Here is a 23,129-nt window from a genome sequence, read left to right on the forward strand (position 1 = left end):
CGGGAATGACGGGTTCAATATCATGCAGCGACTTTGGTGGTCGCCAAAAAGTCCTGCGCAAACCGCTGCAGCACGCCGCCGGCCTCGTAGATCGACACCTCTTCCGCCGTATCCAGGCGGCAGATCACCGGCACCTCGACCGTCTCGCCGTTCTTGCGATGGATGACCAGCGTAAGCGTCGCGCGCGGCGTGCGCTCGCCCACCACGTCATAGGTCTCGGTACCGTCCAGGCCCAGGGTCAGGCGGGTGGTGCCCGGCTGGAATTCCAGCGGCAGCACGCCCATGCCGACCAGGTTCGTGCGGTGGATGCGCTCGAAGCCTTCGGCCACGATGGCTTCCACGCCCGCCAGGCGCACGCCCTTGGCCGCCCAGTCGCGCGAGGAGCCCTGGCCATAGTCGGCACCGGCCACCACGATCAGCGGCTGCTTGCGTTCCATATAGGTCTCGATCGCTTCCCACATGCGCGTGACCTGCCCTTCCGGCTCGATGCGGGCCAGCGAGCCGGCGCGCACGCTGCCGTCGGCATTGCGCACCATTTCGTTCTTCAGCGTTGGATTGGCGAAGGTTGCGCGCTGGGCCGTCAGGTGGTCGCCGCGGTGGGTCGCGTAGGAGTTGAAGTCCTCTTCCGGCAGGCCCATCTTGTGCAGGTATTCGCCGGCCGCGGAGTTCATCATGATGGCGTTCGACGGCGACAGGTGGTCGGTGGTGATGTTATCGCCCAGCACCGCCAGTGCGCGCATGCCTTTCATGGTGCGCTCGCCGGCCAGCGCGCCTTCCCAGTACGGCGGACGGCGGATATAGGTGCTCATCGGGCGCCAGTCGTACAGCGGCGACACGGCTTCTTCCGTCGTCTCCTGGCGCGCGAACATCACGTCGTACACATTGCGGAACTGCTGCGGCTTGACCGACTGCTCGACCACGGCGTCGATCTCGGCATCGCTCGGCCAGATGTCGGCCAGCCTGATCTCGCGGCCGGAGGCATCGACGCCCAGCACGTCCTTCTCGATGTCGAAGCGGATCGTGCCGGCGATCGCATAAGCCACCACCAGCGCCGGCGAAGCCAGGAAGGCTTGCTTGGCATAGGGGTGGATGCGGCCGTCGAAGTTGCGGTTGCCGGACAGGACGGCGGTCGCGTACAGGTCGCGCTCGACCACTTCTTTTTGAATGACCGGGTCCAGCGCGCCCGACATGCCGTTGCAGGTGGTGCAGGCAAAGGCGACGATGCCGAAGCCCAGCTTTTCCAGTTCCGGCAGCAGGCCCGCCTCTTCCAGGTAGAGCGCCACGGCCTTCGAGCCTGGCGCCAGCGACGATTTCACCCAGGGCTTGCGCAGCAGTCCCAGCTTGTTGGCGTTCCGCGCGATCAGGCCGGCGGCGATCATATTGCGCGGGTTGTTGGTGTTGGTGCAGCTGGTGATGGCGGCGATGATCACGGCGCCGTCCGGCATCAGGCCCGGCTCATTCTCGACCTTGCCGGCGATGCCCCGGGCCGCCAGTTCCGAAGTCGGCACGCGATTGTGGGGGTTGGAGGGTCCGGCGATGTTGCGCACCACGGTCGACAGGTCGAAATGCAGGGTGCGTTCGTACTCGACGTTCGCCAGGGTGTCGGACCACAGGCCCGCTTCCTTCGCATAGGTCTCGACCAGCTTCACCAGTTCGTCGTCGCGGCCGGTGAGCTTCAGGTACTTGATGGTCTGCTCGTCGATCGAGAACATGGCTGCGGTGGCGCCGTATTCGGGGGCCATGTTCGAGATCGTGGCGCGGTCGCCCAGGGTCAGGTTCGCCGAACCCTCGCCGAAGAATTCAAGGTAGGCGGAGACGACTTTCGACTTGCGCAGGAATTCGGTCAGCGCCAGCACGATGTCGGTGGCGGTGATGCCGGGCTGCGGTTTCCCGGTCAGCTCGACACCGACGATGTCCGGCAGCCGCATATAGGAAGCACGGCCCAGCATGACGCTCTCCGCTTCCAGGCCACCGACGCCGATCGCGATCACGCCCAGCGCATCGACCATCGGGGTATGCGAGTCGGTGCCGACCAGGGTGTCCGGGAAGGCCACGCCATCCTTTACCTGGACCACGGGGCTCATGCGTTCGAGGTTAATCTGGTGCAGGATGCCGTTCCCCGGCGGGATCACGTCGACGTTCTGGAAGGCCTTCTTGGTCCACTCGATGAAGTCGAAGCGGTCTTCGTTGCGGCGGTCTTCGATGGCGCGGTTCTTGGCGAAAGCGTCCGGATCGAAGCCGCCGCACTCGACCGCCAGCGAGTGGTCGACCACCAGCTGGGTCGGCACCACCGGATTGACCAGGGCCGGATTACCGCCTTGCAGGGCGATGGCGTCGCGCAGGCCGGCCAGGTCGACCAGGGCGGTCTGGCCCAGGATATCGTGGCAGACCACGCGCGCCGGGAACCATGGGAAATCGAGGTCCCGCTTGCGTTCGATGAGCTGCTTCAGCGAAGGCACCAGGGCCTGCGGCTCGCAGCGGCGTACCAGGTTTTCGGCCAGCACACGCGAGGTGTAAGGCAGGCCGTCCCAGGCGCCCGGCTGGATTTCCTCGACTGCGGCCTTGGCGTCGAAGTAGTGCAGATTGGTCTGGGCGGCATCCTGTCCGCGCAGGGGTTTGCGATATTGGCTGTTCATGATGGATCAGGTGAAACCAGAGATAAGAGCAGGTGCTGCGTGGCGCAGTACCGGCCTTCGTGAAAGATGGCATCCGGCTGGACGCCGAATTGCTGGAAGCCGAGGCTGTCGTACAGGCGACGGGCCGGCGCGTTGTCCTCGTTGACCACCAGCGTGAGCTGCCGGAGGTGGCCGAGCGAGCGGGCGAAGGCGATCAGATGCGCCGTCAGCAGTCGCCCGATGCCGGCGCCCTGATGCTCGCGCCCGACCATCAGGCTGTTCAGGCTGGCGACGTGACGCAGCCGCCTGCCCTCCTTGGCGCGCAGGCAGATGGCGCCGACCAGAAGTTCACGGTCGAAAGCGCCGAACCAGTGGTAGTCCGGCCTGGCAAGGCGCTCCGCATGCCAGGCGAGGGATTTGCCGAGCGCTTCTTCGTAGTCGGGACCGTGCGCGAACTGGAACTCGCGCAGGCTGGCCAGGCGCAGCTCGCGGTAGGCGGCTGTGTCGCTTGGGGTGAGTCGGCGGATAGTCGGGTCGTTCATGTCATCCTTCGTCATCCCCGCGAAAGCGGGGATGACGGCAGTGGTTTACTTACGCTCCGCCAGCGGCACGAACCTCAGATCCTCCGGACCGACATAGTTCGCGCTCGGACGAATGATCTTGTTGTCGATACGCTGCTCGATGATGTGTGCCGACCAGCCCGAGGTACGCGCGATCACGAACAGCGGCGTGAACATCGCGGTCGGCACGCCCATCATGTGGTAGGACACCGCCGAGAACCAGTCCAGGTTCGGGAACATCTTCTTCACTTCCCACATGACCGTTTCCAGGCGCTCGGCGATGTCGAACATCTTCATCGAACCGGCGCTCGCCGACAGATCGCGGGCTACTTCCTTGATCACCTTGTTGCGCGGGTCCGAGATCGTGTACACCGGGTGGCCGAAGCCGATCACGACTTCCTTGTTGGCGACGCGGTTGCGGATGTCGGCTTCGGCTTCGTCCGGGTTCTCGTAGCGCTTCTGGATCTCGAAGGCGACTTCGTTGGCGCCGCCGTGCTTCGGACCGCGCAGCGCGCCGATCGCGCCGGTGATGGCCGAGTAGATGTCGGAACCGGTGCCGGCGATCACGCGGCCGGTGAAGGTCGAGGCATTGAACTCGTGTTCGGCGTACAGGATCAGCGAAGTGTGCATCGCTTTCACCCACTCATCGGATGGCTTCTGGCCGTGCAGCAGGTGCAGGAAGTGACCGCCGATCGAGTCGTCGTCGGTCTCGACTTCGATGCGCTTGCCGTTATGGCTGAAGTGGTACCAGTACAGCAGCATCGAACCCGTTGACGCCATCAGGCGGTCGGCGATGTCGCGCGCGCCCGGGATGTTGTGGTCGTCCTTTTCCGGCAGGGTGCAGCCCAGCACCGAGACGCCGGTGCGCATCACGTCCATCGGGTGCGAGGCGGCCGGCAGGGCTTCCAGCGCGCTCTTCACCGCTTGCGGCAGGCCGCGCAACATCTTCAGCTTGGCCTTGTAGCCTTTCAGTTCGGCGGCGGTCGGCAGCTTGCCGTGCACCAGCAGGTAGGCGATCTCTTCGAATTCGGATGTGTCGGCCACGTCCAGGATGTCGTAGCCGCGGTAGTGCAGGTCGTTGCCGGAGCGGCCCACCGAGCACAGCGCGGTGTTACCGGCGGCGACGCCGGACAGGGCGACCGATTTCTTGGGTTTGAAAGTCGGGGTCTCGGTTTGGCTGGTCTGATCGGTCATGGTCTTGATATCTCCGTATTCGATGAATTATTTGGCTTTGTTCTGGGCAAACAGGGCATCGAGCTTCTGCTCGAAGCTATGGTAATCGATGCGGTCGTACAGTTCGGCGCGGGTCTGCATGGTGTCGACCACGCTCTTCTGGCTGCCTTCGCGGCGGATGGTCTCGTAGACGTTCTCGGCGGCCTTGTTCATGGCGCGGAAAGCCGACAGCGGATACAGCACGATGTCGACGTCGGCACCTTTCAACTCTTCGACGCTGAACAGCGGGGTCGCGCCGAATTCGGTGATGTTCGCGAGGATCGGCACCTTGACCGCCTTCTTGAACTGGGCGTACATCTCGAGGCTGGTGATCGCTTCCGGGAAGATCATGTCGGCGCCGGCTTCGACGCAGGCGACCGCGCGCTCCACGGCCTTGTCCAGGCCCTCGACGGCCAGCGCATCGGTGCGCGCCATGATGACGAAGTTGTCGTCGGTGCGGGCGTCGACGGCGGCTTTCACGCGGTCGACCATCTCGCCCTGGCTGACGATCTCCTTGCCCGGTCGGTGGCCGCAGCGCTTGGCGCCGACCTGGTCTTCGATATGGCAGGCGCCGGCGCCGGCCTTGATCAGCGAGCGCACGGTGCGGGCCACGTTGAAGGCGGACGAGCCGAAGCCGGTGTCGATGTCGACCAGCAGCGGCAGGTCGCAGACGTCGGTGATGCGGCGCACGTCGATCAGCACGTCTTCCAGGCCCGAGATGCCGAGGTCGGGCAGGCCCAGGGAGCCGGCAGCCACGCCGCCGCCCGACAGGTAGATCGCGCGGTAGCCGGCGCGCTTGGCCAGCAGGGCGTGGTTGGCGTTGATCGCGCCGATCACCTGCAGCGGATGTTCTTCCTGCACGGCCTGGCGGAATTTGGCGCCTGCGGAGAGTTGGCTCATGTCCTCTTACCTTTCAATGATGCGTTGACGGGAATATGCCCTCACTAATGCAAACGGCGTGCCAAGCCAATCGCTGGCGCCTTGCCCCGTGTTTTCAAGCACTTGCGCCGTTTCGCCCTGCGTGTTTCGGCATCGATGTTTCACGAACGTTTCATTTTGAAACATCGTTGCGCAACACGCAAGCCTGGATCCTGTTCGCACAGCTGAGTTGCTCAGGCGTAGAATCCCCTGCGCAATTCCTTTTTGACAAAAACAACCAAGAGGATCTATGTGCGACATTCGTAAGGCCGGCCTGCTCGCCGGCATCGCCCTGCTCTGCTTCGGCGCCCATGCCGAACCGGTCGACGCCAACACCATCAACCGCGTCGCCGACGAAGGCTATAACCGTGGCCAGGTCGTGAACCTGGCCGCMTACCTGAGCGACCGCATCGGCGGCCGCATGACCAATTCGCCGGCGATGCGCCAGGCGGAAAAGTGGACCCAGCAGATGTTCACGAGCTGGGGCCTGAAGAATGTCCACGCCGAAGGCTACGATTTCGGGCGCGGCTGGTGGATCGAATCCTCGAGCGTGCGCATGGTGGCGCCGCGACCGCTGGCCCTGACCGCGATCCCGGTGGCCTGGACACCGGCGACCCGTGGCACCGTGAGCGCGACTATCGTGGTGGCGCCGGTCCGCAACGTGCGCGACCTGGCCCAGTACAAGGGCAAGGTGAAAGGCAGGATCGTGCTGGTCAGCTATCCGGAGGTGCCGAAGGACGACACCAGCGCCACCTTCAAGCGCTACGACGAGGCCGAACTGGGCAAGTTGTCGACCTACGACCAGCCGCACTACGATCCGGACCAGTCGTTCGACCTGTACAAGAAATACTTCGAGCAGGCGCGCGAGATCGACCGCTTCATGGCGGCGGAAGGAGCGGTCGCGCTGGTCAAGATGTCCTACCGTAACGGCGGCCTGGTGCAGGGCGAAGGCTACTTCCACCGCAAGGGCGACACCGTCTCCCTGCCCGAAGTCGAGATGGCGGCCGAAGACTACCGCCGCCTGGCGCGCCTGGCCAAGGTCGGCGAAGTGAAGCTCGAACTGAACAGCAATGTCCACTTCGACGACCGCGACACGAACGCCTACAACATCCTGGCCGAGATCCCGGGCAGCGATCCCCAGGCCGGCTACGTGATGGCCGGCGCCCACCTCGACAGCTGGGTGGCCGGCGACGGCGCCGCCGACAACGGCGCCGGCTCGGTGGTGGTGATGGAAGCGGCGCGCATCCTCTCGCAGCTGGGCGTGAAGCCCAAGCGCACCATCCGCTTTGCGCTGTGGTCGGGCGAGGAACAAGGCCTGCTGGGCTCCCTCGCCTATATCAAAAATCACATCGCGACCCGCCCGCGCCCGAGCAATCCGGAGCACGCCAAACTGCCCGAATTCATGTGGGAGACCTACCCGGTCACGCCGCTGCCCGGCTATGACGAGATGGCCGCCTACTTCAACCTCGACAACGGCTCGGGCAAGATCCGTGGTATCTATGCCGAGGGTAACTTCGCGGCGATACCTGTGCTGAAGAACTGGCTCGCTCCCTTCGACAGCCTGGGTGCGAACAAGGTCGTGGCCAAGAAGACCGGCGGCACCGACCACCAGATCATGGCCGGCATGGGCCTGCCCGCCTTCCAGTTCATCCAGGACCCGCTCGACTACGGTTCGCGCGTGCACCATTCGAACCTCGACACCTTCGACCACCTGCGCACCGAAGACCTGCGCCAGGCCGCGGTGATCATGGCCACCGTGCTGCTGCAGGCGGCCGAGAGCGACACACCGATGCCGCGCAACGTGCTGCCGAAGCAGCCGACGCCGACCGATCCCTTCCACTACCGCGATCCGGCCAAGGAATGAGGATGAGGCGCGCATACGCATCGCTTGCCTGCGCGCTGCTGCTGGCCGGTCCGGGTGCGAACGCCCGGGCCGACGGCATCGCCAGCCGCGCCGAGGCGGTGAAGATCGTCGCCGACATGCGCCGCATCGTCACCTCGCAGGGCATCGAAAGGACGCAGGCGGTCAGGATCGGCGGCATCGAGCAGTGGATCAGTGTGCGCGGCGCCGACCGCCGCAACCCGGTGCTGCTGATGCTGCACGGCGGCCCGGGCTATGTGGCGATGCCGACCAGCTGGTACTTCCAGCGCGGCTGGGAAGAGTATTTCACGGTCGTGCAATGGGACCAGCGCGGCGCCGGCAAGACCTATGCCGCCAACGATCCGGGCAAGGTAGCGCCGACCATGACCCGCGCCCGCATGCTGGCCGACGCCGAGGAGATGGTGGCCTGGCTGCGCAAGGAATTCGGCAAGCAGCGCATCTACGTGATGGGGCACTCATGGGGCAGCTCGCTCGGCATCGAACTGGCGCAGCGCCATCCTGACTGGCTGCACGCCTATATCGGCATCGGCCAGATCACGGATGCGCCGGAAAGCGAGCGGCGCGGCTGGCGCTTCGCGATGGATGCGGCGAAGAAGGAGAACAATCTCGAGGCGGTGCGCGAGCTGGAATCGATCGCGCCCTACGCCCAGCCGGGCAAGCAGGTAGCACTGAAGGACCTCTACCTGCAGCGCAAATGGCTGGGCCGCTACGGCGGCGCGGTGTACGGCAGGACCGGCTTCGACGCCGAGGCGGCCGCGGTGAAGCTGTCGCCGGAATACACGGATGCGGATTTGAAGACCATCTGGGACGCCACCGAATTCTCGTCCAGCCGGCTGCTGGCGGAGACGATCTCGATGGACTTCAGCGGCTACACGACATTCCGCTGCCCGATCCTGATCTTCAACGGACGGCACGACTACAACGTGTCCTCATCGGCCACCGCGGAATGGTTCGGGAAGGTGAAGGCGCCGTCGAAGCGGCTGGTGTGGTTCGAGCATTCGGCCCACGAGATCTTCAACGAGGAGCCGGGGAAGACCCTGGTGTCGCTGGTGCGCCATGCGCGGCCGTTTGCGGAGAAGGCGGGCGACGTCGCGCCCTGACGCAGCTTCAGCGGCGCTGCTGGAAGACCAGCGTGTTTCCGCTCGGGTCGTCGACGTAGAATTCGCGGGTGCCCCAGGTCTGCTCGAGCGGGCCGGCGTGCACCGGCGACTCCGGCCGGGTGGGCGGATTCAATCCGCGCGCGACGAAGCCTGAAAACAGGGCATCCACGTCCTCGCACAGGACGATGACGCTGGAATGGCCGAAGCGGCCTTCCCCGGGCGTCAGGTTCAGGTGCAGCTCTTCCTTGCCCCTGGCCAGGCCCGCGTAGCACGCGGATTCCTCGGGCCAGCTGAAGCGCAGCTCGAAATCGAGCACGCGCGTATAGAAGGCGATGGCTTCCTGGATGTCGCGCACGACCAGTATCGGTATCATCTTCCCCGCCCCTTCCCAAATAAAGAACCCGAAGGCCGGAAACCGGCTTTCGGGTTCAGTGTACAGCAGCGGCGGATCAGTGTGCCGATGCGGCGGCGGCGCCGATACCAGTCTCCGAACGCACTTCCTGCGCCTCGAAACCAGCCTTGTCGATCGCCGCGCGCGGGCTCTTGTCGGTGATCGAGAACAGCCACACGCCCACGAAGCCGACGATCATCGAGAACAGGGCCGGCGAGGTGTACGGGAAGATCTCGGTCTTGTTGTGGAAGACGTCGACCCACACCGATTTCGACAGCACGGTCAGGCCCACGGCCGTGATCAGGCCCAGGAAGCCGCCGATGGTGGCGCCGCGGGTGGTGCACTTGCTCCACAGGACCGACATGAACAGCACCGGGAAGTTGGCCGAGGCGGCGATCGCGAAGGCCAGCGACACCATGAAGGCGACGTTCACGGTTTCGAACACATAGCCCAGGCCCACGGCGATGATGCCGAGGATGATGGTGGTGATCTTCGAGACGCGCAGTTCGCTGCCCGGGGCCGGCTGGCCCTTCTTGATGACGGTGGCGTAGATGTCGTGCGAGACGGCCGAGGCGCCCGACAGGGTCAGGCCGGCCACCACCGCGAGGATGGTCGCGAAGGCCACGGCCGAAATGAAGCCGAGGAAGACGTCGCCGCCGACCGCGTTCGCCAGGTGCACGGCCGCCATGTTGTTACCGCCCAGGAGCTTGCCTGCCGCATCCTTGAAGGCCGGGTTGGTACCGACCAGCACGATCGCGCCGAAGCCGATGATGAAGGTAAGGATGTAGAAATAGCCGATCCAGGTGGTGGCCCACAGCACCGACTTGCGCGCTTCCTTGGCGCTCGGGACGGTGAAGAAGCGCATCAGGATGTGCGGCAGCCCGGCGGTGCCGAACATCAGCGCCATGCCGAAGGAGATGCCGGAGATCGGGTCCTTGATGAAGTTACCCGGGCCCATGATCGAGTCCTTCTTGGCGTGCACTTCGACGGCCTTGGCGAACAGCGCTTCCGGGCTGAAGTTGTACATGGCCAGCACCGAGAACGCCATGAAGGAGGCGCCCGCCAGCAGCATCACGGCCTTGATGATCTGGACCCAGGTGGTGGCGGTCATGCCGCCGAACAGCACGTACACCATCATCAGGATACCGACCAGCACCACGGCGATGCTGTAGTCCAGGCCGAACAGCAGCTTGATCAGCTGGCCGGCGCCGACCATCTGGGCGATCAGGTAGAACAGCACGGTGACCAGGGTGCCCGAGGCGGCGAACATGCGCACCGGTTTCTGGGCGAAGCGGTAGGCGGCGACGTCGGCGAAGGTAAAACGGCCCAGGTTGCGCAGGCGCTCGGCCATCAGGAAGGTGATGACGGGCCAGCCGACCAGGAAGCCGATCGCGTAGATCAGGCCATCGAAGCCGTTGGCGAACACCGCGGCCGAGATGCCCAGAAAAGAAGCGGCCGACATGAAGTCGCCGGCGATGGCGAGACCGTTCTGGAAGCCGGTGATGCCGCCGCCCGCGGTGTAGAAGTCGGACGCCGAGCGGGTGCGCTTGGCGGCCCACTTGGTGATGAACAGGGTCAGGATGACGAACACAGCGAACATCGTGATCGCGGTCCAGTTGGTGGCCTGCTTGGTGGCCTGGCCCAGGTCGGGCGCGGCGATGGCGGCGTTGGCGGCCGCCAGGACGGCCAGCGCGCTGGCGTTACGGATCAGGTTCTTCATGCTGCGCGCACCTTGTTCGGCTGGTTGGTCTGTGCGGGCTGGCCGGCGGCGGCATTGCGCTGGATGGCGTCGGTCAGGGCGTCGAATTCCTTGTTCGCGCGGCGCACGTAGATGCCGGTGACGACGACCGTGAACAGGATCACGAACAGGCCCAGGGGCACACCCCAGGACATCACGCCCGCACCGATGCGGGAACCCATGAATTCCTTGTCGAAGGCGTTCAGCAGGGTGAAGCCGTAATACACGACCATCACGGCCCAGGTCAGCATCCAGCCGTAGCGGGAGCGGGTCTTGACCAGCTTCTGGTAATTCGGGTCGCTCTTGACCCGTTGAACAATGTCTTGATCCACTTTTGTCTCCAATACTTTTAGTGATGCCTTTTATGCAGGCTGTTTGCGATCCTACGGGCCGGTCCTTACCCGATTCTTACGGCATGGGTCGGATTCCACTACACTTGCGATATGAGTCATCCCACCCGCACCCTGCACGAGGGCCTCGACAAGCCTGTGATCTGGACCGTTTCCGTGTCCCGCCTGTCCGATCTGTTCCGCGACATCACCCTCGAATACGACCACCTGGCCCAGATCGAGCCGCTGCACCTGGGCTTCGACGACGCCGCGCGCCATATCCGCGAACGCATGGCGCTTGAGCACTGCGACGTCGTGATCGCGGCCGGCTCCAACGCCGCCTACCTGAAGGGACGGGTCTCGGTGCCGGTGGTGGTGGCGAAGGCCAGCGGCAGCGACGTGATGCAGGCGCTGGCGCGGGCGCGCCGCCTGTCGCCGCGGGTCGCGGTGATCAGCTACCAGCAGCCGATGCCGGAACTGGCGGAGTTCGCCGCCACCTTCGGCCTGTCCATCGTCCAGCGCACCTATGTGACCGAGGAGGATGCGCGGGCCGCCATCGACGAGCTGAAAGCGGACGGGATCGGGGCGATCGTCGGCGCCGGCCTGATTACCGACCTGGCCGAGGAAGCCGGCCTGAAGGCGGTGTTCGTGTATTCGGCGGCCTCGATCCGCCAGGCCTTCGACGATGCGCTGGAGATGGCGCGCCTGACCCGCCTGGAAGCGGGGCGCGGACGGCGCGTCAGCCCCGATCCGCGGCGCGCGCGGCGCGGCCTGAACGACCTGCGCGGCGACTCGCCGGCGATGGAGCGGCTGCGCCAGGCCGTGGTGCTGTACGCACGTTCGCCGGCCACGGTGCTGATCCAGGGCGAGACCGGCAGCGGCAAGGAGCTGGTGGCCCAGGCCATCCACCGCGAGAGTCCGCGCCGCGGCGCCCTGCGTCCCTTCGTCGCCGTGAACTGCGGCGCGATCGCCGAGTCGCTGCTGGAATCCGAGCTGTTCGGGCACGAGGAAGGCGCCTTCACCGGTGCGCGGCGCGGCGGGCGCGCCGGCCTGTTCGAAGCGGCCAACGGCGGCACCCTGTTCCTGGACGAGATCGGCGAGATGCCCCTTAGCCTGCAGACCCGCCTGCTGCGCGTGCTGGAAGAACGCGAAGTGATGCGGGTGGGCGGCACGCGGCCGGTGCCGATCGACGTGCGGGTGATCAGCGCCACCCACTGCGACCTCGACGCCCGCGTGCGCGAGGGACGCTTCCGCGCCGACCTGTTCTACCGCCTGGCGGTGCTGCGCCTGGCGCTGCCGCCCCTGCGCGAGCGCCGCGCCGACATCCCGCAGTTGGCCGAATGGTCGCTGAAGAACGCGATGGCGGCCCTCAGCGCCCGTCCGCATCCGAACCAGGCCGCCGAGATCGCCGCCTGCGCGCCGCTCCTGCAGGCCTATGCCTGGCCGGGCAATGTGCGCGAGCTGCGCAACCTGATGGAGAGGCTGGCGCTGTTCCTGGCCGCCGAGCCGCTGCAGGCCCTGACGCCGGCCTTCCTGCTGTCGGTAGCGCCGGAGCTGGGCCAGGCCCTGCCCTCGCCGGCTCCGGCCCCGTCCGCTCCCCCGCCCGCCGCGGCCGTTCTTCCATCGCCGCATGAAAGCGTGGCCGAGGTGCTGGCCCGTTTCGGCGGCCAGCGCGACGCCGCAGCCCGCCACCTGGGGATCAGCCGGACCACGCTGTGGCGGCGCCTGAAATCCGGCGCCTGACTTTCCTCAAAAGAGTTAATCTTCCCCAAGCCGGGACGCCAACAGGCGTCCTATGCTCGTCTTTTTTTGACGACCTGGCCACCTTGGAGGAGATATGGAAACCGCGCAACCCGCGTCATCCGCTGCAATCTTTTCGCTGATCGGCAACACCCCGCTGGTCGAGGTCACCCGGATGGACACCGGCCCCTGCCAGTTATTTCTCAAGCTCGAGTCCCAGAATCCTGGCGGTTCCATCAAGGACCGCATCGGCCGCGCCATGATCGAGGCCGCGGAAAAGGATGGCCGCCTGCAGCCGGGCGGCACGGTGGTCGAGGCCACCGCCGGCAATACCGGCCTCGGCCTGGCCCTGGTGGCCCGCATCAAGGGCTACCGCGTGGTGCTGGTGGTGCCGGACAAGATGGCGGCCGAAAAAGTCCTGCACCTGAAGGCCCTCGGCGCCGAGATCCACCTGACCCGCTCGGACGTCGGCAAGGGCCATCCCGAGTACTACCAGGACTATGCCGCGCGCCTGGCCCGCGAGATTCCCGGCGCCTGGTTCGCCGACCAGTTCAACAATCCGGCCAACCCCTGGGCCCACGAGACCACCACCGGTCCCGAGATCTGGGAACAGATGCGGCATGAGGTGGACGCCATCGTGGTCGGGGTCGGTTCTTCCGGCACCCTCACCGGCCTGTCGCGCTACTTCGAGAAGGTGCAACCGGCGCTCGAATTCGTGCTGGCCGACCCCGAGGGTTCGATCCTGGCCGAGTACGTGCGTACCGGGCGCGTGTCCGAGGTGTCCGGCTCGTGGGCGGTCGAGGGCATCGGCGAGGATTTCATTCCGGCGATCGCCGACCTGTCGCGGGTGCGCCGCGCCTACTCCATCGGCGACGAGGAAAGCTTCAACACCGCGCGCGCCCTGCTGCGCCAGGAAGGCTTGCTGGCCGGTTCCTCGACCGGCACCCTGCTGGCGGCCGCCCTGCGCTACTGCCGCGAGCAGACCACGCCGAAGCGCGTGGTCACCTTCGTGTGCGACACCGGCACCCGCTACCTCACCAAGGTCTACAGCGACGGCTGGATGGTCGACCAGGGCCTGCTGCACCGGCCGCGTACCGGCGACCTGCGCGACCTGATCGGGCGCCGCTTCGACGACGGCGAAGTCGTCACCGTGTCCCCGACCGACCCGCTGCTGACCGCCTTCAACCGCATGCGAAGCGCCGACCTGGCCCAGCTGCCGGTTGTCGACCGCGGCCGCCTGGTCGGACTGATCGACGAATCCGACCTGCTGCTGCACGTGACGCAAGACCAGCAACACTTCCAGGCCCCGGTATCCGGCACCATGACTTCCGAGCTGCAGACCCTGCCGCCTTCGGCCGGCATGCAGCAGTTGCGCGAGATCCTCGACCGCGGCCTGACCGCCGTGATCGCGGAAGGCGATCATTTCTACGGGCTGATCACGCGCTTCGACCTCCTCAACCACCTGCGCAGAACATTGAAATGAAATGAGTGAAATGAACGATAGAGAAAGCAAGCGCCATCTGGCCACCCGCGTCATCCACGGCGGCCAGGCACCCGACCCCGCCACCGGCGCGGTGATGCCGCCCATCTACGCGACCTCGACCTTTGCCCAGGAAAGCCCGGGCGTGCACAAGGGCCTCGACTACGGCCGCTCGCACAACCCGACCCGCTGGGCGCTGGAACGCTGCGTGGCCGACATCGAAAGCGGCGGCGCGGCCTTCGCCTTCGCGTCCGGCCTGGCCGCCATCTCCGCGGTGCTGGAACTGCTGCCCGCCGGCTCCCACATCGTGGCCGGCGACGACATGTACGGCGGCACCTACCGCCTGTTCGAAAGGGTGCGCCGCCACAGCGCCGGCCACGATTTCACCTACGTCGACCTGACCGATCCGCTGGCCGTCGCCAATGCCCTGCGTCCGGAAACCAGGATGGTGTGGGTGGAGACGCCGACCAACCCGATGCTGAAGCTGGCCGACCTGCACGCCATTGCCACCCTGTGCCGCGAGCGCGGCGTCCTCAGCGTGTGCGACAACACTTTCGCCAGCCCCATCGTCCAGCGTCCGCTGGAGCACGGCATCGACATCGTGGTGCACTCGACCACCAAGTACATGAACGGCCATTCGGACGTGATCGGCGGCGTCGCCGTGGTCGGCACGGAAGCGCGCCACCAGACCTTGCGCGAGCGCCTCGGCTTCATCCAGAACGCGGTGGGCGCGATCCAGGGACCATTCGACAGCTTCCTGGTGCTGCGCGGGATCAAGACCCTGGCGCTGCGGGTCGAGCGCAGCTCGGCGAATGCGCTGGAACTGGCGGGCTGGCTGGAAAGCCAGCGCAAGGTCAGCCGGGTGTTCTATCCCGGCCTGGCCTCGCATCCCCAGCACGAGCTGGCGCGGCGCCAGATGCACGGCTACGGCGGCATCATCTCGATCGACCTCGATACCGACCTGGCCGGGGCGCGCCGCTTCCTGGAACACTGCGAGATCTTCACCCTGGCCGAGAGCCTGGGCGGAGTCGAGAGCCTGATCGAGCACCCGGCCATCATGACCCATGCGACCATCCCGCCGGAGCAGCGGGCGCTGCTCGGCATCGGCGACGGCCTGATCCGGCTGTCGGTCGGCATCGAGCACATCGACGACCAGCGCGCCGATCTGGCGCGGGCGCTGGCCGCCGTTTGAAGGGCGAAACTCAGCGCTTCAGGGCCGGAATCGCCGCCGGCTTCAACGGCTTCACCGGCTCTTCCTTCATCTTCTTCTCCAGCAGCTCGAGGGCCACCTCGAGCTGGCGGTCGCGCCCGTTGAAGGTCTCGAAAGGCAGGTTGTCGACCTCGACATCCGGGGTCACGCCGACGCCTTCGATCAGCCACTCGCCATCGGTCGAGAACTGGCCGTTCTCGGCGACCCGCGCCATGCCGTTATCAAGCAGGCCGTTGCCGTCGCTGAGCCAGACGCCGGCGCCGGCGGTGCGCTTGCCGACCAGCGGGCCGAGCTTCAGGGCCTTGACGCCGGCGGCGAAGGTTTCGCCGTCCGAATAGGTCAGCTCGTCCGTCAGCACCACCAGGTGGCCGCGGAAGGTGTTCTGCATGTTCGAATAAGGCTGCTTGCCGTTCGAAGACCAGAAGGCCCAGGCGCGCCGCAGCAGCTTTTCGATGATCCAGCTGTCGATATTGCCGCCGTTATTGCGGCGCACGTCGATGATCAGGCCGTCCTTGTTGATGTTGGCGTAGAAGTCGCGCGCGAAGGCGTTGATGTCGCGCGCCACCATCGCCCGCAGGTGCAGGTAGCCGATCTTGCCTTTCGAGGCGCTCTCGACCTGCTGGGCCCTGCCCTGCTCCCAGTCGGCGTAGCGCAGGCTGGCATGGGTCGCCATCGTGACCGGGGTGACGATGACGGCGCGCAGTTCAGCTTTACCCCGCGCATCCTTGGCGCCCGGGCTCTTCACGTTCAGCAGCACCTGCTTGCCGGCGGTGTCCAGCAGCAGGTCGGAAATGTCGCGCGCTTCCAGCAGCGACTTGCCGTTGACGGCCGTGATGATGTCGCCTTCCCTGACCTGGACGTCCGGCGCGGCCAGCGGACCGGCCTCGGACGGCAGCTCCGGCTCGCTGCGGTAGACGTGGTCGACGCGGTAACCGTCGGCCACCCGGGTCAGCACCGCGCCCAGGCTGGCGGGCGTGCCCTCGGCGGGCGCGCGGCGCACGTCGCCCGGACGGATCTGCGAGTGCAGCGCGCCGACCTCGCCGATCATCATGCCCAGCACGTCGTCCAGTTCGGCGCGGTCGGTCACGCGCTCGACCAGCGGCGCATAGCGCGTACGCGCGGCGTTCCAGTCGATGCCGCGCATGTTGGCGTCGTACAGGAAGTCGCGGTGCATGCGCCAGGCGTCGTTGAACATCTGCTTCCATTCCATGCGCGGGTTCGAGCTGACCGCCCAGTCGTCGACCTTGACCTTGGACTTCGTGAGATCCGCGGGCGCCTTGGCGGCGGCGTCGACGATCAGCATGTCGCCCGGCGCGCCCTTGGCGAAAGTGCGGTAGAAGACGTGCTTGCGGTCGGTGGACAGGCCGAATTCGCGCACATTGGCGGCGAAGGTTTCGGGTTGCGGGCTGCTGCGCGAAATGGCGAGGGTCTTGAGGGTGCCCTTGGCGCGCTCGTCGTCGCCGGCGTCCAGCAGGTAGAGACGCTTGTCGTCGACGGCGAGGGCGCTGTAGTTACCCGCTGCGAGCGGCACTTCGTACAGGCGCTCGCGCAGGCCCTCGTACACGATCGGAGGCAGCGGCGCCGCCGGTTTGTCGGCACCCGCCCTGGCTTCCGCCGCGGCGGCGGCGGCGGCGACTGCCGCGCTCTTGGCGGCATCCGCCTCTTCCGCGCCGGGCGACTTCACGGCCGCCTTGGCCGCCGCCTCCGGCGACTTCTCTTCCGGCTTGGTCAGCTCGTCTTCCGGCTTGAACGGGAAGCGCACCCCGGGCTGCAGCGCCAGCGCATACACGCCCACGCGCTTGTCGAACACCGGGCCCATATTGCGGTCGCCCCAGGGCGAGGCATTGCCCAGGTTGAAGTGGCGCGCGGAGAGGAAGTACAGCCATTTACCGTCCGGCGAGAAGGCCGGCGAGCTGGCTTCGTAGCGATCGGTGGTGACGAAGCTGAGCTTGCGGCTGGCCAGGTTCAGCATGCCGATCTGGCTGCGCCGTTCGCTGCTGCCGTCGCGCACGAAGGCCAGGTTGCGGCTGTCCGGCGACCAGACCACCTGGTCCGGACGCTCGAGGCCGGCCTGGCCGGCATCGTCGATGATGACGTTGGCCTTGCTGGCCAGGTCGAGCAGCCAGGTGCGGCCCTTCTTGTCGGTGTGCGCCAGCCATTTGCCGTCCGGGGACGGGTAAAGGCCCAGGCGGTGGCTGGCGCCGTCCGTGGTCAGGCGTTCGCCGTGGCCGGAACCGTCGGCCGCATAGCGCCAGATCTCGTTCTCGCCGCTGGTGTCGGCGATGGCATAGATCCACTTGTCGTCGTGGCTGAAGACGGCGCCGCGGGCACGCGCGCCTTCCGGCACCGCGATCTCGACGCGGCGATGGCTGCCGGTGCCGGCGATCGTCACCCTGCCGCGGGCGGTGAGGACGATGCGATCAAGCTTGCTGGCGACCTCGATGCCGGTCAGGGCGTCGAGCGGCGACTTCACACGGCGCAGGCGCTGCTGGTCGAAGTCGGACACCAGGCTGGCGTGGACCAGCGAATCGCGCCCGCTCGCGATATCGAACACGTGCAGGTCGGCGCCCAGTTGGTAGGCGATGCGTCCATCGCCGAGCGAGGCGGTGCGCACGTCCCATTCCTTGTGTTGCGTGAGCTGGCGGCGGTCGCTGCCGTCCGGGAGCGAGGTCCACAGATTGTCGGCGCCGTTCGCATCGCTGATGAAGTACAGGCGGCCGTTCCACCACATGGCGTGGCGGTTGTTGGCGCGATTGTCAAGAGATTCGCCCTTGAACAGCGGCTCGGCCTCGGTCTTCGAACCCAGGTCGAAGCGCCACAGCCGGGCATGGGCGCCGCCGCGGTAGGACTTCACGTTGTCGCGGGTCTCGGACAGGCCCATGCGCGTGAAGTAGACGGTGCGCCCCAGATCGTCCAGCACGGCATCGTTGGCGTCGGCGAGCGGCAGTACGCGGCGCGTGAGCTTGACCGGATCGAGCACGGCGACCACGCGGCGCTTGCTCGGGCCGACCGGGTTGTCGATGGCGACCAGGACTTCGCCCTGGGCCGTCCAGCCGAGCACGCTCACGCCGCCATTCTCGAAGGTGATGCGCTTCGGCAGTCCGCCTTCGATCGGCATCACATAGGCTTCCTGGGCGCCCTCGTAGGAAGCGACGAAGGCGACCAACTTGCCGTCCTGGGAAATGGCGGCATGGGTTTCGCTCGACKGGTGGGTGGTCAGGCGGGTCGCCTTGCCGCCGGCGATGGAGGTGCGCCAGAGGTCGCCTTCGGCGGTGAACACGATGGTATCGCCGCGCACGGCGGGGAAACGGATATAGGGATCGGCGGCGACCGCCTGCTGGCCGATGAGGGCCAGCGACATTGCGAGGAGGGTGCGGGACACGTTCATGTTCACTAGGCAAGTTTGCTAAAGAACATGAGTTTGCCATAGCGAAACGCTTAGTTGGCGTGCATACGTGCAAAAAAGAGTGCCGTTGACCTCAGGCCGGCAACAGCCGCACCTCCCTGCCCTGCTCCCTCACCTTGAAGGTCGAGACCACGCCGGTCAGCTGCTCGGCCTGGGCGCGCATGGTGCCGGCGGCGGCCGCGGCCTGCTCGACCATCGCCGCGTTCTGGCGGGTCGCCTCGTCCATCTCCGCGATCGTGCGGCGCACCAGGGCGATGCCCTCGGCCTGCTCGGAGCTGGCGGCATCGATGGCGGCCAGCAGGTCGGCCACCTGCTGCACGCGCTCGAGGATCTGGCGCATCGTCAGGCCGGCCGCGCCGGCAATCCCGGCGCCCGATTCGATGGCGCCGAGCGATTCCGCGATCAGGCTCTTGATTTCCTTGGCGGCCGCGGCCGAATGCTGGGCCAGGCTGCGCACCTCGTTCGCCACCACGGCAAAGCCGCGGCCTTCGGCGCCGGCGCGCGCCGCCTCCACCGCCGCGTTCAGGGCCAGGATATTGGTCTGGAAGGCGATCCCGTCGATCATCGCGGTGATGTCGCCGATCCTGGCGGCCGACTGGCGGATCGTCGCCATGCGCTCGACCATCTGCTCGACCGCGCCCGCCCCTTCGCGCGCCACGCCGGATGCCGCCAGGGCCAGTTCGCTGGCATCGTGGGCGTTCACGTGATTCTGCTGCACCGCCTCGGTCAGCTCGGCCATCGAGCGCACGGTGGCATGCAGGCTGCTGGCCTGCTGCTCGGTGCGCTGCGACAGGTCGCGGTTGCCGGCGGCGAGGTCGGCCGAGGCGTCGTCGATCATGCGCGCGCTGTCGAGCACTTTCACGACGGTGGCGGAGACGCCGCCGGTCATGTGGTTGAGGGCGTCGAACAGGCGCCCGATCTCGTCGCCGCGCGCGTGGCGGATGGTGGCGCTGAGGTCGCCGCGGGCGACCCGTTCGGCCAGCCGCACGGCGTCCTGCAGCGGCGCGACGATGCTGCGCGTGAGCAGCCAGCCGGCCAGGCCGCCGAGCAGCAGCGCGGCGCCGCCGACGCCCAGCAGCAGGACGCGGCTGAACAGCGAGGCGCTTTCCGATGCCGCGGCCAGCGCGTGGGCCTGGCGGGTCTGGTGGGCCAGCAGCGCCCCCAGCGCCCGGGTATAGGCATCGAAGGTGGCGGAGAGGCTGGTGGATGCGAGCTGTTCGACCTCGACGGTCTTGCCGAGGTCCTTGGCCTGGAAGACCTGTTGGCGCACCTTCATGTAGGCGGCCTTGTCGGCGGCGGCCTGCTGCTGCAGCTTGCGCTCGTCCGCGCTGGTGGCCAGCGCCGCGATGCGCGATTCGAGTCTGGTGGCCTCCTGCTCGCCCTGGCCGAGCTGGGCCTGGAAATAGTCGCCGACTTCGAGGCTGTCGCTGCGGGCGATGGCGACGGCGCGCATGCCGTTCAGGCGCGCCACGCCGAGCAGTTCGGAACTCAGCTGCTGGCCGGCCAGGCGGTTGTTGACGAGATCGCTGGTCAGGGCATCGGCGGCCTGCATGCGCCACAGGGCGACGGCGCAGATGACGGCGATGGCGGCAGAGACGACGGCGAAAGCGCCGAGGATCTTGGTACCGGTCTGGAGCTTGGCAAGTCGCATGGGAGCAATGCTGGTTAAATTGCCGCCCAGTATAGGATTGCATTATGACAATCCGATGACGAAAAAAAAGCCCGCACGCGGCGGGCTTCCTGTGGCGGGGCGAACCCCGCGCACATTGTTACGTACTCGTTACTCGATCTCGACCGTTTCGACCGGCTCCGGCGGCGGCGGGACGTCGCCTTCCGGGAACTCGAGGAAGACGTCGTCCTTCTCGTTCAGGTCCACCGTCACGCGTCCGCCGTTGACCAGGCGGCCGAACAGCAGCTCGTCGGCCAGCGCCTTGCGGATCATGTCCTGGATCAGGCGCGACATCGGACGGGCGCCCATCTGCGGATCGAAGCCCTTCTTCGCGAGGAACTTGCGCAGCTTCTCGCTGAAGATGGCTTCCACCTTCTTCTCGTGCAGCTGCTCTTCCAGCTGCATCAGGAACTTGTCCACGACGCGCAGGATGATTTCCTCGTCCAGTGCGCGGAAGCTGATGATCGCATCCAGGCGGTTGCGGAACTCCGGCGTAAACATACGCTTGATGTCGGCCATCTCGTCGCCTGCCGCCTTCGAATCCACGAAGCCCACCGAGCGCTTGGTCAGGCTCTCGGCGCCCGCATTCGTGGTCATGATGATGATCACGTTGCGGAAGTCCGCCTTGCGGCCGTTGTTGTCGGTCAGCGTGCCATGGTCCATCACCTGCAGCAGGATGTTGAAGATGTCCGGATGGGCCTTCTCGATCTCGTCCAGCAGCAGCACCGCGTGCGGCTTCTTGGTGATGGCCTCGGTCAGCAGGCCGCCCTGGTCGAAGCCGACATAGCCCGGCGGCGCACCGATCAGGCGCGACACCGCATGGCGTTCCATGTACTCCGACATGTCGAAGCGCACCAGCTCGATGCCGAGGATGAAGGCCAGCTGCTTGGCCACCTCGGTCTTGCCGACGCCGGTCGGACCGGAGAACAGGAAGGAGCCGATCGGCTTGTCCTGTTTGCCCAGGCCCGCGCGGGCCATCTTGATCGCGGCCGACAGCGCCTCGATCGCCGGGTCCTGCCCGAACACGACGTTGCGCAGGTCGCGGTCGATGGTCTGCAGCTTGCTGCGGTCGTCCTGGTTGACGGTCTGCGGTGGAATCCGCGCGATCTTCGCGATGATGTCCTCGATCTCGGTCTTGCCGATGGTCTTCTTCTGCTTCGACTTCGGCAGAATGCGCTGGGCCGCGCCCGCTTCGTCGATCACGTCGATCGCCTTGTCCGGCAGGTGACGGTCATTGATGAAGCGCGCCGCCAGTTCCGCCGCGGTGGAGAGTGCCGACGACGAGTACTTCACGCCGTGGTGCTCCTCGAAGCGCGACTTCAGGCCGCGCAGGATCTGCACGGTCTGCTCGACCGAAGGCTCGTTGACGTCGACCTTCTGGAAGCGGCGGCTGAGCGCATGGTCTTTCTCGAACACGCCGCGGAATTCCGTGAACGTGGTCGCGCCGATGCACTTCAGCTGGCCGTTCGCCAGGGCCGGCTTCAGCAGGTTCGAAGCGTCGAGCGTGCCGCCCGAAGCCGAACCGGCGCCGATGATCGTGTGGATCTCGTCGATGAACAGGATGCCGTTCGGCATATCCTTCAGCTGCTTGAGCACCGCTTTCAGACGCTGCTCGAAGTCGCCGCGGTACTTGGTGCCGGCCAGCAGCGCGCCCATGTCCAACGAATACACGACGGCATTCTGCAGGATGTCGGGCACGTCTTCCTGGACGATGCGCCATGCCAGGCCTTCCGCGATCGCGGTCTTGCCGACCCCGGCCTCGCCCACCAGCAGCGGGTTGTTCTTGCGGCGGCGGCACAGGATCTGGATCACGCGGTCCACTTCCTCTTCGCGGCCGATCAGCGGATCGATGCGGCCATCGGCGGCAGCCTTGTTCAGGTTCTGGGTGAACTGGTCCAGCGGGCTTTCCTTGGCCTGGCCTTCGACCTGGGCTTCTTCCACGCCTTCCGACGCCTTCTGGCTGTCGATCTGCTGGTCCTTGCGCACGCCGTGCGAGATGAAATTGACCACGTCGAGACGGGTCACGCCCTGCTGGTGCAGGTAGTAGACGGCATGCGAGTCCTTCTCGCCGAAGATCGCCACCAGCACATTTGCGCCGGTCACTTCCTTCTTGCCGTTCGAGGCGGATTGCACGTGCATGATCGCACGCTGGATCACGCGCTGGAAGCCAAGGGTCGGCTGGGTATCGACCTCGCCCGTGCCCGGCACGGTCGGGGTATTGTCGCCGATGAAATTCGTCAAGGTCTTACGCAGGTCTTCGATGTTGACCGCGCATGCACGCAGGACTTCAGCGGCCGACGGGTTGTCGAGCAGCGCCAGCAGCAGGTGTTCGACCGTGATGAACTCGTGACGAGCCTGCCGCGCTTCGACAAAGGCCATATGTAAAGAGACTTCTAATTCCTGCGCAATCATACTTCCTCCATCACGCACTGCAGGGGGTGACCTGCCTTACGCGCATGCGTTAATACAAACTCCACTTTGGTACACGCTATATCTTTGGAAAACACGCCGCACACCCCTTTACCATGGCGATGTACGGAAAGCATGATCTGCGTCGCCGTCTCGCGATCCTTGTTGAAGTACTCCTGGATGATGGCGACCACGAATTCCATCGGCGTGTAGTCGTCATTCAGCAGCGCCACCTGATACAGGGGGGGTGGCTTTACGGTCTGCCGCTCCAGCAGCTGTTCGGTATCGTGCTTGGTTGCCATAAGAGTATTCTAAGATGCTTTCGCTGTTCGTGCGTACGTTAACAATCAGGGACAATTGAGGGAATCCCCCTATGCAATCCCATGTGCTTTCCATCTTACGCGTTTTCCCAACTGAGCGCAGATGGCGGTCCGATTGTAAAAATCAAGAGCTTGTTGCAAAGCAGTAGT

At 66.1% G+C, this 23,129-nt stretch carries 16 protein-coding genes; 5 read left to right on the plus strand and 11 right to left on the minus strand.

Features of this window, described 5'->3' with window-relative positions:
* Positions 1-20: 20 nt before the first annotated feature.
* From acnD to prpB, 4 genes are read right to left on the minus strand one after another with little or no spacing between them, the layout of a single operon-like run.
* Positions 21-2,636, minus strand: coding sequence for a Fe/S-dependent 2-methylisocitrate dehydratase AcnD (acnD, locus tag AC1DIX_RS10795; protein WP_477252540.1), 2,616 nt, complete (start codon positions 2,634-2,636; stop codon positions 21-23).
* Entirely contained in the window at positions 2,633-3,157 is a 525-nt protein-coding gene (locus tag AC1DIX_RS10800) for an N-acetyltransferase family protein (protein ID WP_477324188.1), read from the minus strand. The genes acnD and AC1DIX_RS10800 overlap by 4 nt, the downstream gene beginning before the upstream one ends.
* Before the next feature lie 45 nt (positions 3,158-3,202).
* Positions 3,203-4,369 carry a bifunctional 2-methylcitrate synthase/citrate synthase gene (gene prpC / locus AC1DIX_RS10805; RefSeq protein ID WP_442121695.1) on the minus strand — a complete coding sequence of 389 codons (1,167 nt, stop codon included), beginning with the start codon at positions 4,367-4,369 and terminating at the stop codon, positions 3,203-3,205.
* 27 nt (positions 4,370-4,396) lie between these two features.
* Positions 4,397-5,287, minus strand: a complete 891-nt coding sequence (prpB, locus tag AC1DIX_RS10810) for a methylisocitrate lyase (RefSeq protein WP_477324190.1) — start codon at positions 5,285-5,287, stop codon at positions 4,397-4,399.
* 268 nt (positions 5,288-5,555) lie between these two features.
* On the opposite strand from prpB, the gene AC1DIX_RS10815 reads away from it, so the two are divergent.
* Together AC1DIX_RS10815 and AC1DIX_RS10820 are read left to right on the plus strand one after the other, a co-directional pair.
* The gene (locus AC1DIX_RS10815; protein WP_477324192.1) at positions 5,556-7,169 is read left to right on the plus strand and encodes a M20/M25/M40 family metallo-hydrolase; all 1,614 of its coding nucleotides are present in this window, start codon (positions 5,556-5,558) and stop codon (positions 7,167-7,169) included.
* Between the two features lie 2 nt (positions 7,170-7,171).
* Complete coding sequence (locus AC1DIX_RS10820) at positions 7,172-8,287, plus strand: alpha/beta fold hydrolase (protein ID WP_477324194.1); 1,116 nt, start codon at positions 7,172-7,174, stop codon at positions 8,285-8,287.
* A 7-nt stretch (positions 8,288-8,294) separates the two neighbouring features.
* Here AC1DIX_RS10820 and AC1DIX_RS10825 read toward each other — a convergent pair whose 3' ends face one another.
* From AC1DIX_RS10825 to AC1DIX_RS10835, 3 genes are all read right to left on the minus strand, one after another.
* Positions 8,295-8,660 (minus strand): bleomycin resistance protein, encoded by a 366-nt coding sequence (locus AC1DIX_RS10825; protein ID WP_477324196.1) that lies wholly within the window; start codon positions 8,658-8,660, stop codon positions 8,295-8,297.
* Positions 8,661-8,736: 76 nt separating this feature from the next.
* Positions 8,737-10,398 (minus strand): cation acetate symporter, encoded by a 1,662-nt coding sequence (locus AC1DIX_RS10830; protein ID WP_442121700.1) that lies wholly within the window; start codon positions 10,396-10,398, stop codon positions 8,737-8,739.
* Positions 10,395-10,748, minus strand: coding sequence for a DUF485 domain-containing protein (locus AC1DIX_RS10835; RefSeq protein ID WP_477252549.1), 354 nt, complete (start codon positions 10,746-10,748; stop codon positions 10,395-10,397). Before AC1DIX_RS10835 ends, AC1DIX_RS10830 begins: the two co-directional genes overlap by 4 nt.
* 111 nt (positions 10,749-10,859) lie before the next feature.
* On the opposite strand from AC1DIX_RS10835, the gene prpR reads away from it, so the two are divergent.
* From prpR to AC1DIX_RS10850, 3 genes are all read left to right on the plus strand, one after another.
* Positions 10,860-12,488: a propionate catabolism operon regulatory protein PrpR gene (prpR, locus tag AC1DIX_RS10840; protein ID WP_477324198.1), complete on the plus strand. Its 1,629-nt coding sequence runs from the start codon at positions 10,860-10,862 to the stop codon at positions 12,486-12,488.
* A gap of 94 nt (positions 12,489-12,582) precedes the next feature.
* On the plus strand, positions 12,583-13,968 hold the full coding sequence (locus tag AC1DIX_RS10845) for a pyridoxal-phosphate dependent enzyme (RefSeq protein WP_477324200.1): 1,386 nt from the start codon (positions 12,583-12,585) through the stop codon (positions 13,966-13,968).
* A gap of 10 nt (positions 13,969-13,978) precedes the next feature.
* A complete protein-coding gene (locus AC1DIX_RS10850; RefSeq protein WP_477324202.1) occupies positions 13,979-15,157 on the plus strand; it encodes a trans-sulfuration enzyme family protein in 1,179 nt (392 codons plus the stop codon).
* Positions 15,158-15,167: 10 nt separating this feature from the next.
* On the opposite strand, the gene AC1DIX_RS10855 is transcribed toward AC1DIX_RS10850, so the two are convergent.
* From AC1DIX_RS10855 to clpS, 4 genes are all read right to left on the minus strand, one after another.
* Positions 15,168-18,563, minus strand: a complete 3,396-nt coding sequence (locus AC1DIX_RS10855) for a S41 family peptidase (RefSeq protein WP_477324204.1) — start codon at positions 18,561-18,563, stop codon at positions 15,168-15,170.
* A 91-nt stretch (positions 18,564-18,654) separates the two neighbouring features.
* Positions 18,655-20,232, minus strand: a complete 1,578-nt coding sequence (locus AC1DIX_RS10860) for a methyl-accepting chemotaxis protein (protein ID WP_477324206.1) — start codon at positions 20,230-20,232, stop codon at positions 18,655-18,657.
* 129 nt (positions 20,233-20,361) lie between these two features.
* Positions 20,362-22,662 (minus strand): ATP-dependent Clp protease ATP-binding subunit ClpA, encoded by a 2,301-nt coding sequence (gene clpA, locus AC1DIX_RS10865; protein ID WP_442121707.1) that lies wholly within the window; start codon positions 22,660-22,662, stop codon positions 20,362-20,364.
* Positions 22,659-22,961 carry an ATP-dependent Clp protease adapter ClpS gene (gene clpS, locus AC1DIX_RS10870; RefSeq protein WP_027864722.1) on the minus strand — a complete coding sequence of 101 codons (303 nt, stop codon included), beginning with the start codon at positions 22,959-22,961 and terminating at the stop codon, positions 22,659-22,661. The genes clpA and clpS overlap by 4 nt, the downstream gene beginning before the upstream one ends.
* Between the last annotated feature and the right edge of the window lie 168 nt (positions 22,962-23,129).

It is taken from the genome of Massilia sp. 05N420, assembly GCF_056397205.1.